At 39.0% G+C, this 14,283-nt stretch carries 14 protein-coding genes, 1 tRNA gene and 1 pseudogene; 8 read left to right on the forward strand and 8 right to left on the reverse strand.

Translation table 11 applies throughout. The features are described 5' to 3' along the window. Positions 1–2: 2 nt before the first annotated feature. From IQ31_RS22050 to pdxH, 4 genes are all read right to left on the reverse strand, one after another. A complete protein-coding gene (locus IQ31_RS22050) occupies positions 3–740 on the reverse strand; it encodes a polyprenol monophosphomannose synthase (RefSeq protein WP_075994792.1) in 738 nt (245 codons plus the stop codon). 365 nt (positions 741–1,105) lie between these two features. Further along, positions 1,106–2,302, reverse strand: coding sequence for an NADH-quinone oxidoreductase subunit D (locus IQ31_RS22055; protein WP_088161534.1), 1,197 nt, complete (start codon positions 2,300–2,302; stop codon positions 1,106–1,108). 5 nt (positions 2,303–2,307) lie between these two features. Next, positions 2,308–2,796, reverse strand: coding sequence for an NADH-quinone oxidoreductase subunit C (locus tag IQ31_RS22060; protein ID WP_088161533.1), 489 nt, complete (start codon positions 2,794–2,796; stop codon positions 2,308–2,310). A gap of 2 nt (positions 2,797–2,798) precedes the next feature. Continuing rightward, positions 2,799–3,452 carry a pyridoxamine 5'-phosphate oxidase gene (pdxH, locus tag IQ31_RS22065; RefSeq protein ID WP_145330089.1) on the reverse strand — a complete coding sequence of 218 codons (654 nt, stop codon included), beginning with the start codon at positions 3,450–3,452 and terminating at the stop codon, positions 2,799–2,801. A 152-nt stretch (positions 3,453–3,604) separates the two neighbouring features. On the opposite strand from pdxH, the gene IQ31_RS22070 reads away from it, so the two are divergent. The 3 genes from IQ31_RS22070 (at position 3,605) to IQ31_RS22080 (ending at position 6,551) form a co-directional block, all read left to right on the forward strand. Further along, on the forward strand, positions 3,605–4,168 hold the full coding sequence (locus tag IQ31_RS22070; RefSeq protein ID WP_088161531.1) for a YqgE/AlgH family protein: 564 nt from the start codon (positions 3,605–3,607) through the stop codon (positions 4,166–4,168). 171 nt (positions 4,169–4,339) lie between these two features. Continuing rightward, a complete protein-coding gene (gene htpG / locus IQ31_RS22075) occupies positions 4,340–6,229 on the forward strand; it encodes a molecular chaperone HtpG (protein WP_120335893.1) in 1,890 nt (629 codons plus the stop codon). A gap of 248 nt (positions 6,230–6,477) precedes the next feature. After that, positions 6,478–6,551 (forward strand) — tRNA-His (locus IQ31_RS22080). 147 nt (positions 6,552–6,698) lie between these two features. Here the strand turns inward: IQ31_RS22080 and IQ31_RS22085 are convergent. Further along, positions 6,699–7,850, reverse strand: a complete 1,152-nt coding sequence (locus IQ31_RS22085; protein ID WP_145330091.1) for a glycoside hydrolase family 130 protein — start codon at positions 7,848–7,850, stop codon at positions 6,699–6,701. 294 nt (positions 7,851–8,144) lie between these two features. On the opposite strand from IQ31_RS22085, the gene IQ31_RS22090 reads away from it, so the two are divergent. From IQ31_RS22090 to IQ31_RS22100, 3 genes are all read left to right on the forward strand, one after another. Beyond that, a complete protein-coding gene (locus IQ31_RS22090) occupies positions 8,145–8,897 on the forward strand; it encodes a DeoR/GlpR family DNA-binding transcription regulator (protein ID WP_088161529.1) in 753 nt (250 codons plus the stop codon). Between the two features lie 11 nt (positions 8,898–8,908). Beyond that, positions 8,909–9,640: a ribose 5-phosphate isomerase A gene (gene rpiA, locus IQ31_RS22095; protein WP_088161528.1), complete on the forward strand. Its 732-nt coding sequence runs from the start codon at positions 8,909–8,911 to the stop codon at positions 9,638–9,640. A gap of 62 nt (positions 9,641–9,702) precedes the next feature. Next, positions 9,703–10,731 (forward strand): Gfo/Idh/MocA family protein, encoded by a 1,029-nt coding sequence (locus tag IQ31_RS22100; protein ID WP_088161527.1) that lies wholly within the window; start codon positions 9,703–9,705, stop codon positions 10,729–10,731. Between the two features lie 56 nt (positions 10,732–10,787). On the opposite strand, the gene IQ31_RS22105 is transcribed toward IQ31_RS22100, so the two are convergent. Together IQ31_RS22105 and IQ31_RS22110 are read right to left on the reverse strand one after the other, a co-directional pair. After that, on the reverse strand, positions 10,788–11,681 hold the full coding sequence (locus IQ31_RS22105; protein WP_075992585.1) for a cation diffusion facilitator family transporter: 894 nt from the start codon (positions 11,679–11,681) through the stop codon (positions 10,788–10,790). A gap of 94 nt (positions 11,682–11,775) precedes the next feature. Further along, positions 11,776–12,336, reverse strand: coding sequence for a TlpA family protein disulfide reductase (locus IQ31_RS22110; RefSeq protein WP_145330093.1), 561 nt, complete (start codon positions 12,334–12,336; stop codon positions 11,776–11,778). 273 nt (positions 12,337–12,609) lie between these two features. Here IQ31_RS22110 and IQ31_RS22115 point away from each other — a divergent pair, with 273 nt between their 5' ends. Both IQ31_RS22115 and IQ31_RS22120 read left to right on the forward strand, forming a co-directional pair. Then, complete coding sequence (locus tag IQ31_RS22115; RefSeq protein ID WP_145330095.1) at positions 12,610–13,107, forward strand: hypothetical protein; 498 nt, start codon at positions 12,610–12,612, stop codon at positions 13,105–13,107. A 57-nt stretch (positions 13,108–13,164) separates the two neighbouring features. After that, the gene (locus IQ31_RS22120; protein WP_145330097.1) at positions 13,165–13,935 is read left to right on the forward strand and encodes a retropepsin-like aspartic protease; all 771 of its coding nucleotides are present in this window, start codon (positions 13,165–13,167) and stop codon (positions 13,933–13,935) included. 110 nt (positions 13,936–14,045) lie between these two features. On the opposite strand, the pseudogene IQ31_RS22125 reads toward IQ31_RS22120, so the two are convergent. Next, positions 14,046–14,283: pseudogene (locus IQ31_RS22125) on the reverse strand (hypothetical protein); the annotation flags it as partial.

The following is a 14,283-nucleotide window of genomic DNA, read 5'->3' on the forward strand; positions in this document are numbered from 1 at the left end:
ATTTAATTTCTCTTGTAGCGCTTTCCGATACTTCCTAATTTCAATTGGATCACTCCAAAAAAAGCTTCCTTAAAGATACTTGTGCTCATCTTTGATGTACCTTCGGTCCGGTCTGTGAATATAATGGGTACTTCAACCACATTAAAGCCATATTTTATGGCTGTGAATTTCATCTCAATCTGAAAAGCATAGCCTACAAATTTAATCTTTTCAAGTGGGATTGTCTTGAGGACTTCCCTGGAGAAACAAACAAACCCCGCAGTAGCATCCTGAATAGCTATTCCCGTTATAAAACGAACATATACCGAAGCGAAATAGGACATCAGCACACGGCTCATCGGCCAATTGACAACATTCACGCCCTTGATATAACGCGAACCTATGCTCATGTCTGCACCATCCACACAAGCCTGCCGTAAGCGAAGCAGATCCTCTGGATTGTGGCTGAAATCCGCATCCATTTCGAAAATATATTGGTAATGTTCGCGGGATAGTGCCCATTTAAATCCATGGATATATGCTGTTCCTAACCCCAGCTTCCCAGTTCGCTCTTCGATAAACAAACGGCCAGTAAATTCATTAGCCTGTAAATTCTTGATGATGGTAGCCGTCCCATCGGGAGAACCATCATCTACAATTAAAATATCAAATGCCTGTGATAAGGAAAAAACTTTGCGAATGATTTTTTCAATATTTTCCTTTTCATTATATGTTGGAATGATAACTAAACTATCCGTCACTTTTTTATATTTAAGACCAGTAAAGGTAATCATTTACGTTAAATTCTAGTACAGGAATTCGATGAAATCTACAGGATAATCAACAATACTCGGGAGAAAAGACAGTAAATCCTTCAAGCTCAAACCAACACATCGACATCATAAATAAGCGGCATCAATAAGTTACACCCTTATAAAAAAGAGAAGCCCGTTACTTTGGGAGTAACGAGCTTTCATTAACCAATTATAAACTTAAATTATGAGACTGCAAATATGATGAAAATTGCTTTCATTTACAAATTTATTTGCGTTTTCATGCAACATTTTCAATACAATCTCTATTTTATTTTGCTAAATCGTTTATAAAACACGCACACTACCGCAATCTAACGATCCACCTCCCCCAAAACGATATCAATCGACCCAAGGATCGCTATCAAATCAGCGATCAGCACCCCTTTTCCGAGTTCTGAAATCACCGAAAGGTTATTAAAACTTGGTCCCCTTGATTTTACACGTAATGGAATATCTGATTTATCTTTTGTGACAAAATAAAACCCTAATTCTCCTTTCGGATTTTCAGCACGGACATAGTAGTCCTGCGCTTTCAAATTCACTTTCTTCGGAACCAAAGCTCGCGGATCAAATTCGGCTGTACGTGTAAAGTCTTTCTGTAATCGTTCAAGACATTGTTCAACAATGCGAACAGATTCCTTGACCTCATCTACCCTAACTTTATAACGATCCCAGCAATCACCAAGTGTCCCCATTTCACCTTTTCCCACAGGTATCTCAAAATCAATTTCTGGGTAAACAGAATAGCCATCTATTCGTCTCAAATCCCATTTTATTCCCGAAGCACGCAGCATAGGCCCCGATACACCATAATTTATGGCAACATCAGCAGGAAGTACGCCTATTTTAGCTGTACGAGAGATAAATATTTGATTCTGTGTCAATATTTCATCAAGTTCGACCAATTTGGGTTTGAAATACGCAATAAATTCCGTACAGCGCTCTTCAAAGCCAACAGGCAAATCATAAAATAAACCTCCTACCCAGATATAGTTGTACAACATCCTGGAACCTGAGGCCCATTCCAACATATTCATGATATGTTCACGATCCCTAAAACACCACAGAAATGGCGTTGTTGCGCCGATATCAATACCATATGTACCAATAGCAATTAGATGGGATGCCATCCGGTTGAGTTCACAGACCAAAACCCGAATGTACTCAATTCTCTTAGGTATTTTACTGTCGAGTCCAAGCATACGTTCAACCCCCATTACGAAAGCATGGCTATTGTTCATCGAAGCTAGATAGTCCAGGCGATCAGTAAATGGAATTGTTTTTGCATAATTCAACGATTCAGCATGCTTATCAAAACAACGATGCAGATAACCCAAGTGTGGAACAACCTCTTTCACGATTTCTCCGTCTGTAATCAGTTGTAACCGAAGTACACCATGCGTCGAAGGATGCTGAGGTCCCATATTCAACACCATTTCCTGGCTTGAGATCTCTGTAAGGTGTTTTTCATAGCGTATTAATGCTTCATTATATTTTGGATTCGCCATTTTTATCAATTAATATGAATGCCATGATATTTTTCTGCTTCCTCATAATCCTTTCGTAAAGGATAACCTTCCCAATCGTCAGGCAGCAAAATCCGTCTAAGGTCCGGATGTCCCTCAAAATATATCCCCATAAGGTCAAATGCTTCACGTTCATGCCAGTCTGCCGTACGCCACACCGAAGTAAGCGAAGGAATCTCAGGTAGTTCATTCAGCGAACGATTACCCGGCAACTCAACTTTTAAGACCAAACCGTGTTGATAAGGCAAGGAATTTAGATGGTAAACAATAGCAAAATGCGTTTCATAATCCACTGCAGTTAGGTTGCTTAAAAAATCAAAGTACAAGCCTTCTGTATCCCTCAGAAATAAACAAACGGCAACAATATCTGCTTTATCAATAAAAAGTGCTGGCTGCAGCCCATTCCGATCTTCTTTAAGGATAATTTGACTTCCAAATTTGGAAACAAGCATCGATTTAATTTCGTCAAATGTCATATTTATGGAGCTATGCGCGTAATCTTCCAGGAATCCGACACTTTTTTATAGACCATACGATCATGTAGCCGACTTGCACGCCCTTGCCAAAACTCGAAATAAATCGGTTTCAATAGATAACCACCCCAATGTGATGGTCTCGGTACAGAATCGTTTCCATAATATTGATTCTCGAGTTCCTCCACCCTATTTTCCAAAAAATTACGGTTAGGGATTTCGTGACTCTGTGGGGATGCTAGCGCACCAATACGGCTTGCTTTTGGCCGCGATTGGAAATATTCATCCGAATCGGCCTCACTTACAAAATCAATAACACCTTCGATCCGGACCTGCCTTTGTAGTTCAGGCCAAAAAAACAACAATGCAACATGCGGATTAGCTTTCATGTCTTCCCCTTTACGACTTTCATAGTTTGTAAAAAAGACCAGTCCTTCTGCTACGATGTCCTTCAATAAAACAACTCGCGAGGACGGCAATTGATGTGAAGAAACCGTTGAAAGTACCATAGCATTGGGCTCGATTACCTCACTGTGAATAGCCTCATCAAACCATTTTTTAAACTGGTGGACTGGATCACGATCCACATCCGATTCAGATAGGCTACCTAATACGTAATCCTGTCTGATTGCTGCAATATCTTTATGTTGAATGGACATAGAAACCTGTTTTTATATCCTACAAACTTACTAAAATCATTGCTTTTTCTCTATAAAGTTAGTAGAAATTGACAAAATCCTAATTTTGGCACAAATCTCGCATAGATTGAATAAAAAAGATTAAATTCAATAAATAATTAAATTCGCGCTATATGTTTACCGAACTAGACCCACAAAAAGGAAGTTTATTGATTTCCGAGCCTTTTATGCTAGACCCCAGATTCCTCAGGTCCGTGATATTGTTATGTGAATACAATACCGAAGGTTCACTCGGATTTGTTCTAAATAATCAAACCAATGTTCGTATAGGCCAATTATTGGAATCTATACCGGATTGCAATTTCCCGATCTACGTCGGTGGCCCGGTTGCTCAGGAAAGCCTTTTTTTTGTACATAGCCGTTTCGATTTACTGTTGAGTGGCGAAGAAGTGGCTCCTGGAATCTATTTTGGCGGCGATGAAGAGAAGCTTATCGAAGCCATACAAACCGGTAGCATAAAACCTGACGAATTAAAATTCTTTATCGGATATTCTGGATGGTCTGCAGGTCAATTAGACGGCGAAATCAAAGAAAATAGCTGGGCTGTACAAAACAAATACCATCATCAGCTCATTTTTGAAGGTAACGGTGAATTGTTGTGGAAGGATGCCATCATTGGACTTGGTCCCAAATATGCACATGTCGCCAATTTCCCTCAGAGCCCAGGCCTAAATTAGTATTAGGGAACATGCTCTCGCTGGCAGTTTACTTATAGAGCCCTTAAATTCACCGAATGAGCCTATGACAAAATAGGCTGTTTCCTGCCATCATGTCCTATAAAGACGATTTGGAACACTGATTGTATGTTTTAAACAAATCATAAAATTAAAAATAGCGACATACAAATTATGAATCCAGAAAAAGGTAGTATTTCAATTCACACGGAGAACATATTTCCCGTAATCAAAAAGTTCTTATATTCTGATAATGAAATTTTCTTGCGTGAACTGGTATCTAATGCAGTTGATGCTTCTCAAAAAATCAAACGCCTGGCATCTTTGGGTCAATACCAAGGTGAAACAGGTGAATTGATTGTAGACGTAAAATTTGATGAAGCTGCCAAGACCATCACTATTTCCGACAATGGTATTGGTATGACAGCAGATGAAATAAAAAAATACATCAACCAGATCGCTTTCTCAGGAGCAACAGAGTTCATGGAAAAATTCAAAGAGGCAAATGATGCAAATGAAATCATTGGCCGCTTTGGTTTAGGCTTCTATTCCGCATTTATGGTAGCCGATACGGTAGAAATCCAATCCTTATCTTATCAGGATGGAGCAGAACCTGCTCATTGGACTTGCGATGGTAGTACATCTTACGAAATTTCTACAGGTACAAGAAGCACCCGCGGAACAGATGTCATCTTGCATATTAACGAAGAATCAACTGAATTTTTAAGCCAGGCACGCTTACAGGACATTTTAGATAAGTATGCTAAATTTCTTCCTGTTTCAATTCGTTTTGGTACCAAGACAAATTCTGAACCAGATGGTGAAGACGAAGAAGGAAAACCAAAATACAAATCTGTAGAGGTAGATAATATCATCAACAATACCAATCCGGCCTGGACAAAATCGCCGTCTGAATTAAAAGACGAGGATTATCTAGCCTTCTACCGCGAACTCTATCCCTACTCAATGGATGAACCATTGTTTTGGATTCACCTCAATGTAGACTACCCATTCAACCTGACAGGTATCCTCTACTTCCCTAAAGTTAAAAATGAACTGGAGATCCAACGCAATAAAATTAAGCTCTATTCTAGACAAGTGTTCATCACCGACGAAGTGAAAGATATTGTTCCTGAATTCTTGATGTTACTTCATGGGGTAATTGATTCGCCGGATATTCCATTAAACGTATCCCGTTCATTTTTACAGGCAGACAGTAACGTTAAAAAAATCAACAGTTATATCACCAAAAAGGTGGCCGACAAATTGAACGAAATATTTAAGACTGATCGTAAGGGATTTGAAGAGAAATGGACGGATATCGGTTTATTTATCAAATACGGTATGCTAAGCGATGAAAAATTTGCTGAAAAAGCAAATGACTTCTGTTTAGTAAAAAACACAGGTAACCAAAGTTTCACCATTAAGGAGTATTACGAAAAGGTCAAAGATATCCAGGTAGATAAAGATGGAAACATTGTTTATTTATATACACATGATGCTGCTCAACAAGATGGTTTCATCCAAACTGCATTAAATAAGGGGTATGATGTTTTGATGCTCGATGGACCACTGGATACGCACTTTGCAGCTTATTTGGAGCAAAAAGGCGGTGAAAAGGTACAGCTGAAGCGTGTAGATGCTGACGTTATCGATAAATTGATCCAAAAAGACGAAAAGGTCGAACTTGCCCTCTCGGAAGAAGAATCTAAAAAAGCACTAGCGGTTTTTGAAAAAGCAATCTCCCGTCAAGACATGAAAGTTGAGGTTGATGCATTAAATGAAGGCGATTTGCCTGTGTCGGTAACAATTGATGAATTTATGCGCCGAATGAAAGATATGGCCAAGACTGGTGGTGGTATGAATTTTTATGGTTCATTGCCCGATAATTATAAAGTAACTGTCAATGGGAACCATCCGCTGATCAAAAGAATTTTATCGTCATCGGACGAAGAAGGTTCAAAACTAGCAAAACAGGCTTTTGATTTAGCGCTCTTGTCCAGAGGTTTATTGTCAGGAGCAGATCTAACGTCTTTCGTGAAGAGAAGTGTAGAAATGATCTAATCATATTTCTTTTAACAAAAAATGCGGTTTCTATGGTAGGAACCGCATTTTTTGTTAAAATATCGGAAGCAAATGACAAATTTAGACAAGCGAAATGCACATCAACATCGAAACGTAACCATATCGATGTTTTTTATTAAAATTTAATAAACTAATCTTCACCTAGTTGGCATTAAACGCTGTTTTTTTTCAATCAAATATTTGGAGGGAATAGGGTTTAATCGTACTTTTGTATCATCAAAATCACGGTAGGTATAGCTCAGTTGGTTAGAGCACTAGATTGTGGTTCTAGGGGTCGTCGGTTCGAGCCCGATTACTTACCCAAAAAGGCAGATCAAATGATCTGCCTTTTTTTAATTTTGCGAATTCAACCCATACAGCCCCCTTCAAAATTGCTCCATCAATCTTTAATTAATATAAAATTCAGACTCAATACTGTTTTCATGCTATACAAACAGATTTACACCGATTAGGGTAAGGGGTCCATGACGGAAGGATTTCCTGGGTCATAAATGCCCACAGCAACTCTGGAGTCAGCACAGCCATAATATAAAAACCATTTTTGTTTAAAAAAGACCAATCCTTCAATAAAAACCGTACCATCGATATATTGCCCACTTTTTTCGAAAGATTCCATGGGACGCAAAAACGGAACATCCATTCGAGCCAATACGCTTGTCGGATCTCGTGAATCAAATAAAACCTGCCCAGCGGAATAAGTATTTTTATTAAAGCGCTTATCTCCTTTTTCAGCATGATTCTTACCATTGTACAACAATACAATTCCTTTATCAGTCAAAACTGCCGGGGGACCACACTCCGTCAATGAACTATCAAAATAACCATCCCTTGGCGAAATAAAAGCGATCAATGCCCCCTTTTTATCTGTTACGGGCTCCCAGTCAATCAAATTATCAGATGTGGCGCCATACACACCATGTTCCCCCCAGTACAACCAATATTTCCCATTGATTTTAGCTATGACCTGTCTGTTACCTTTCATTACTGTCACAATAGAAGCTGATTTGTGCGGTTCATCAACAAGAGTGGGCCTGTTTTTCGATTTTTTAAAAATGGGACCATACTTAGTCCAGTGTTTCAGATCAGTGGATATTGCTAAACCTAAGCGTGGCACCTTTCGATTCCATTGGGTATAAAATAGCACAAAACGCCCGTCCTCCGTCTGTGCTAAGCGGGGATCTTCCGTCCCACCGGGCCACTCGTTATCCTGCTGCTCATCGGGAGCTGGATAGAATACCGGTGTTTTCAGTCGTTCAAAATGAATACCGTCAGCACTAGCTGCTAATCCCAGTCGGGAGGTCCGGTGGCCAATAGCCTTCCCTGTCCGATCTTCTGCACGATAAATGACATAAACACTATCTCCCCTTACCACTGCAGCAGGATTAAAAGTGTCGTTGTCCTCCCATCGAATCTCCTTCTTCAGAATTGGATCATAAAATACCGAACTCGTATCAGGCTCAATAATTGGATTGATACCTTTGGGCCGCTCAAAGCCTCCTAATACCCATTGTTCTTTCTTAAGCTTTCCGCCAGGCTGTACGTTACAGCCACATAAAAAGACGAACACTATAGAACCTGCAATTTTAACGATAACATTCATGTTTTATTTGATCTCCCATACTTAAGATGCAAACCTGTAAAGGCGAAAATTAGAATTGGTTACAACAGAAAGGTGAGCGAATCTGCCCCCCCGATCATTCACAAATATAACGCTATTTGAAAGAAATAGATGGCACAAAAACAAGTTCATCAAAAATTGAATTGGAAGCCACCCTAGAAAACTAATAAACAATTTATCGATAAACAACTCGTTATGTTGCAATATATTGCAACATAACAACAAATATAAGGTTAAATATTGCAACATATAGCATAAAAGCGCTATATTTATAGCATGATATCCAAAGAGGAACGCCACGATTTTATATTGGTTAAAATCAAAAAGGAAAGAAAATTAGCGATGGTAGACTTAGCAGCTGAACTTGGTGTCTCTGAACATACCGTCCGACGTGATCTTAAAGAGTTATCCGACGCCGGCTTGCTTCGCGCTATTCGGGGTGGCGCCACGCTACGTTCAAACATGCCATTCGATATATACGACCGAAACAACCTTGATGTTATGGAGAAACAATCCATAGCAGAAAAATCGATCACACTATTGAAAAATCATCAAGTTGTCTTTTTCGATGGCGGCACAACAACACAGACAATTGCAGGAAATATTCCCGATAGCCTAACCCTTACTGTTGTTACACATAGTCTCCCAATAGCTAATATACTTGCCAACTTCCCAAACATCACCTTGATTTTTGCTGGTGGCACTTTCTGCAAATCATCACTTACTATGCAAGGACAGCAAACGATCTCCACATTTGAAGACATATACGCGGATATCAGCTTCATAGGTGTATGTAGCCTGGATCTCCACCGCGGACTTACATCAAGAACACACGAAGAAGCAGCTATCAAAAAAGTACTGTGTAAAAATTCAATGAACATTGTTGCTGCCACAACAAGCAATAAGCTTGATACCTTGGCTTCTTTCCTGACATGCCCCATCTCTGATATCAGTTATTTAATTACAGAAAAGGATCCTTTTGACCGCATTTTACAGCCTTATGCCGCACAAGGTATTACAATCTTATAAGTTTACCGTTTATGAACAATCTCAAACAGGAAGCTGCCAAAGCTGCTCTTCAACTATTAAAACCCGATCAGCTCATTGGACTAGGTGTTGGATCAACAATAGCTTATTTCATTGAATTAATCGCCAGCAGTATCAGCTTTAAATCCAGCTTAAAATTTACATCACCTTCCTTGGAAACCAAAACGCTGCTCCAAGAGAATGGACTTATTTGTGTTGATAACAGTATCCTAACAACGCTGGACTATTATTTTGACAGCTGTGATCAGGTCGACATTCATTTAAATGCATTCAAAAGTGGCGGTGGCGTGCACACGGGTGAGAAGATTATGGCGAATATGGCGCAGCAGTTTATTCTCTTGGTCGATGGCTCAAAGATGGTCGAAAAACTTAGCACAAAGCATCCGTTATGTGTTGAAATTATACCAGAAGCTTGGCTATCGGTACGTGAAAATCTAAAATCAAGTTATTTTACAACGATATCCGACATTGTATTACGAAAATCTGAACAAAAATCGGGGCCTCTCCTTTCTGAGAGAGGTAATTTCCTGGCAGATATTTATTTTTCTAAACTGCCCGATATTTTTGATTTGAATAAGCAAATCAAACTCATTATAGGGGTTGTAGAACATTCACTTTTTTATCAGCTGTGTTCGGCATGTCTTTTGGCAACAGAAGACGGCGTAACACATTTATTTGCAAACAACCTTGGAGAATCAGACACGGATAAGATTGTCACGCAATAGCATTAAAGTTTATATTGAAGTCTAACAACCAACAAGACAACGGTAAAGTAATTTAAATTAACATGAAACACACTCAAATTAACACAGGAATACTGAGTTTTGGCATGTCAGGACGTGTTTTTCACGCACCATTTATACATACCAATCCTCATTTCAATCTCGGCGCTGTTGTAGAACGGTCGAAAAAAGCAGCACATGAATTTTATCCGGCAATAAAAAGCTATAATAGCATTGCTGAATTACTAGCGGATGAAAGCGTCGAACTGGTCGTTGTGAATACACCAAACTATACACATTTCCAATATGCCAAAGAGGCCCTAGAAGCAGGAAAACATGTATTGATAGAAAAACCTGCCGTTGATGACACTACACAATTCGACACTCTTCTTGCCATCAGCAAAAAACAAGGCAAACAATTATTTTTCTATCAAAACAGACGGTATGACGGTCACTTTTTAGACATTAAAAAAGTGATTGACAGTGGAGAATTAGGAAAGCTAATTGAAGTACATTTCAGATTTGATCGCTATAAAATGGAATTGGGACAAAAATACTTTAAGGAAGATACGCAGTATATTTCTAATGGTCTTACTTATGACCTAGGCCCTCACCTTATTGATCAGGCAATCTCACTTTTTGGAAAACCGGTTAAATTTACCAAGACAACATCCATTAACAGGCCGGATTCTAAAGTTGCAGATTATTTTCACTACCAGCTCTATTATCCAGCTGGACTGAACGTGTATTTAACGGGAAGTCTACTTGTTGCCTCTCCACAGCCCGCCTTTGTTTTACATGGCACAAAAGGGAGTTTTATCAAGAATATGACAGATGTGCAAGAACAGCAATTGCTAGATGGTATGTTACCTGACAATCCATCTTATGGCCTTGAGCCAGCCGGCCAAGAGGGGAAACTTGTTACGATAGACGCTTCAAATCAAAAACATGAGTCTTTAGTAACGCCACATAAAGGAGATTACAATCAGCTGTTTGAAGCCATTTATGAAAGCTTAAGAAATAATATCGATTACCCTATTAAAGCGGATCAGGTTAAATGGCAGATCGAATTGCTTGAAGCTGAAAATACCTAAGCTTCTAAACAATCAAATGGCGGCACGGTTCAAGAAAACTAACATGTGCTGCCATTTCAATTTGCTTTCCAAAGACATTCGTTCGGTTCAATATGGATCATCACATGACCGAGATCAGGAATATGCGCAACCAAATGGTCTTTGAGTTTATGTGCCAACTCATGCCCTTCCCTTACGGTAATTTCACTATCAACAATAGCGTGCAGATCGACATGATATTTAGCCCCCGATTTGCGGACAAAACATTTTTCTGTGGCTTTTATCCCCTCTACCTTTAATGCTTCTTCCCGGATATTATCAATGACCTCATCGTATACATTTTCATCCATTATCTCGCCAAGCGCCGGTCTGAAAATATGATAACAGTTATACAGTATAAATCCAGCAGCAAATAATGCCGCGTAGTCATCCGCATTTTCATATCCTTTTCCGAGTAACAATGCAATAGATATCCCAATGAAGGCTGCAACTGACGTTATCGCATCGCTTCGATGGTGCCAAGCGTCTGCACGAAGTGAAGAACTATTTGTTTCTTTACTTTTCTTCATAACGATCCTATACGAAATTTCTTTCCATACGATGATTCCGCCAAGAACAAATAGAGTCCAAGGCTTTGGCAAGTCATGTGGCGTTCCTATATTCTCAATACTTTCATAAGCGATTATGGTTGCAGAAACGATGAGAAAACCAACGACAATAAATGTAATGAGGGGTTCTACCCGACCATGACCATACGGGTGATTGTCGTCGGCAGGTCGTTGCGCATATTTTAAACCCAGAAGCACTAGAAATGAAGAGAAAATGTCCGCCGTTGACTCAATTGCATCCGCAATCAGGGCATAGGAGTTTCCAAAGAAACCAGCTAGCCATTTTAACAATGCTAGTAATGCATTGCCTACAATACTAAAATAAGTCGTTCTGACTGCAGTCTGCTCTTGAAGTTCGGACATCGCTATAAATTAACTTGACACCGCGAAAATACTGTTTTTTCTCTTCAAATTCTATTCTCCATCTATAGAAAATAGCGATTACAATAATCGATCGTTAACTGCCGCTTGCGATATCCTGCAATGCTTTTTTTATCTCAGGAGTCCCATAGTCACGGCTTCCTTCCAAACGCTCTACGATCTTTCCAGTTTTATCCAAGATCACCGTTGTCGGGATGGACTGCCCTAAGAATTCTGCAGGAATTTCACCCTCTGCTATATAAAGGGGCAGATCATACTTGTTTTCTGCCATAAATGCTGAAGACTTCTCCATGTCGCCATCAACATCCACCATGAGGAAAACGATATCCTTATTATCTTTAAGCGATTGCCTAAGCTGGTCAATGGAAGGTAGTTCATGAATACAAGGAGGACACCAAGTCGCCCAGAAATTGATAAATACGACCTTACCTTTTAAAGCACTTAATTGAAGAACCTTCCCCTCTTTATCCTTAAAAGATAGCTCCTGCGTTGTGGGTGCAGTCGCTTCAGCAGGTTCCTCCACCTTTTCGGCCTTGGTCTCACTTTTAGTTCCTGTGTTTCCACAGCTAAAAAACAAACTGGTCGATAAAGCCGCAAGACCAAAAAAAATAACCCCTCTATTAAACCTAATATTCATCGTCTTTTGTTTCATTAAATTATTCTATTAAAAATAAATCCTGTTCACTAATCGTTCTCTTAAAGTAAGGGCTAAAAGATTAAATCCGAATTCGGAGATCTCGTCAATCCAATCCTCCTAGGAGAAATTTCTCAAAACATTAGCTAATTTAACCTTAATTATTCAAGACCACAAGTATTGCAAACAACTTCACAACATAAACAATTGATCAATAACAAAATAAGCAACAATAAATTTGAAAAAATAACAAGAACTTTTCCGACATTTAAAAGAGTGAACATATCACTGATCAAAAGACAATTTATTGACTACATCATGAATCTCTCAGCAAATCATTTCAAAAAATACTTGTTAATATATTTCCTGTTATTCCTCACCCCCCAGCTTAATTTCGGGCAAGCCACGTCAACTAAATTCAATAACCTATATCGGCTAATAGCATCAAAAGATTTCTTCACCGCCCGTGACCTTTTTAAGGTAAATAAAACTTTTTTAAACGCCCATGAGCAACTTTTTATTTTGGCAATACTCGATAATGCCTTTAATAGGCCCATCGCTTCCAACAAAAAAATTGCACTGCTGAACACAGCAACAGAAGAATTGCCTGACACACTGCGACTAAAAATACGACGTATTCAGGAAGATAATTTTGTCAAACTGAAAGATTACGATGAGGCAAAACAGACAACGCAAAAAATCCTACTCGAATTCGATCCCTTGCTGTCAACAGATACAAGAGCGGATCTCCGAAACAATCTAAAAATCTGGTAGGCACTTGATCATGTAAAGCCGCAGCTTATACAAATTAACGACGATACCCGTCTTAAAATGACGAAAGATAAAGCCAGCTTGAAGAATCTAAAGGTAGAGGTTAACGGCGATACAGCAAGTTTCATATTTGACACCGGAGCAAATCTATCGACAGTTTCGGAGTCCGTGGCCAAACGACTTCATATGGATATTATCCGTGCAGATATTGATGTAGACGCAATTACAGGTATTGCTATCAAAACCGATTTAGCAGTCTGTAAACAATTAAAACTTGGTAACATCAACATATCGAATGCTATATTTCTGGTTTTCCCAGACAGTGCACTTTATATCCCACAAATTGGCTATCAGATCAATGGCATAATAGGCTTCCCAGTCATAGAAGCACTGCAAGAAGTACAGCTTACACAAGATGATTTTTTTATCGTACCTAAGAGACCTACAGTTACAAAGAAGGCTTCAAATCTTGCAATAGATGGATTATCACCTCTTATTGCCATTGATGGAAAGCACTATACCTTTGATACGGGAGCAGAAAATACAATCCTTTATGCGCCATTTTACGAAACTTACAAACAGCATATCGAAAAATATGGTATACCGACCAAAGTCGCCATGGGAGGCGCAGGTGGTAACGTTGAATATGATGGCTTTGTCATACAACATACATTCCATATCGGCGATAAACCGATCGCTCTTAAAAAAATAAACCTATTAAAATCGAAAATCAAGAATGAAACTGTATATGGAAATATAGGACAAGATATTATCCGCCAATTTTCTAAAATGACACTTAATTTTAAAGACATGTTTATCCATTTTAATTAACAGGAATCTAAAACTAAAATGGATCACATGTGTCCTAAATAAATTTTAGGATTGGATTTCTGTGGTACAGGCATAGCTTTTTTCATCATTTCGATATTGACCCCTATTTTTCAATCTGCGAAGATCTTTAGCTGTCCCTTTTTTCCTTTTATAGGCGGCCTGAAAAAGGGATCATCTATCCATTGCCAGATGTTTATTTTCACGAAGATATTCATTCTGATGAATGCGACCAGATTGGACAGGTTCCAGTCATATTTGGCCTTTTTTTGCAAGTATTTTAACAGTAATATGCCAATGAGTGAAGTCCAGATCTGGATCATCACTGCATTTTCAGAAGTCCCTATGAAT

The sequence above is a fragment of the Sphingobacterium siyangense genome (assembly GCF_007830445.1).
GTDB classification, from domain to species: Bacteria; Bacteroidota; Bacteroidia; order Sphingobacteriales; family Sphingobacteriaceae; genus Sphingobacterium; species Sphingobacterium siyangense.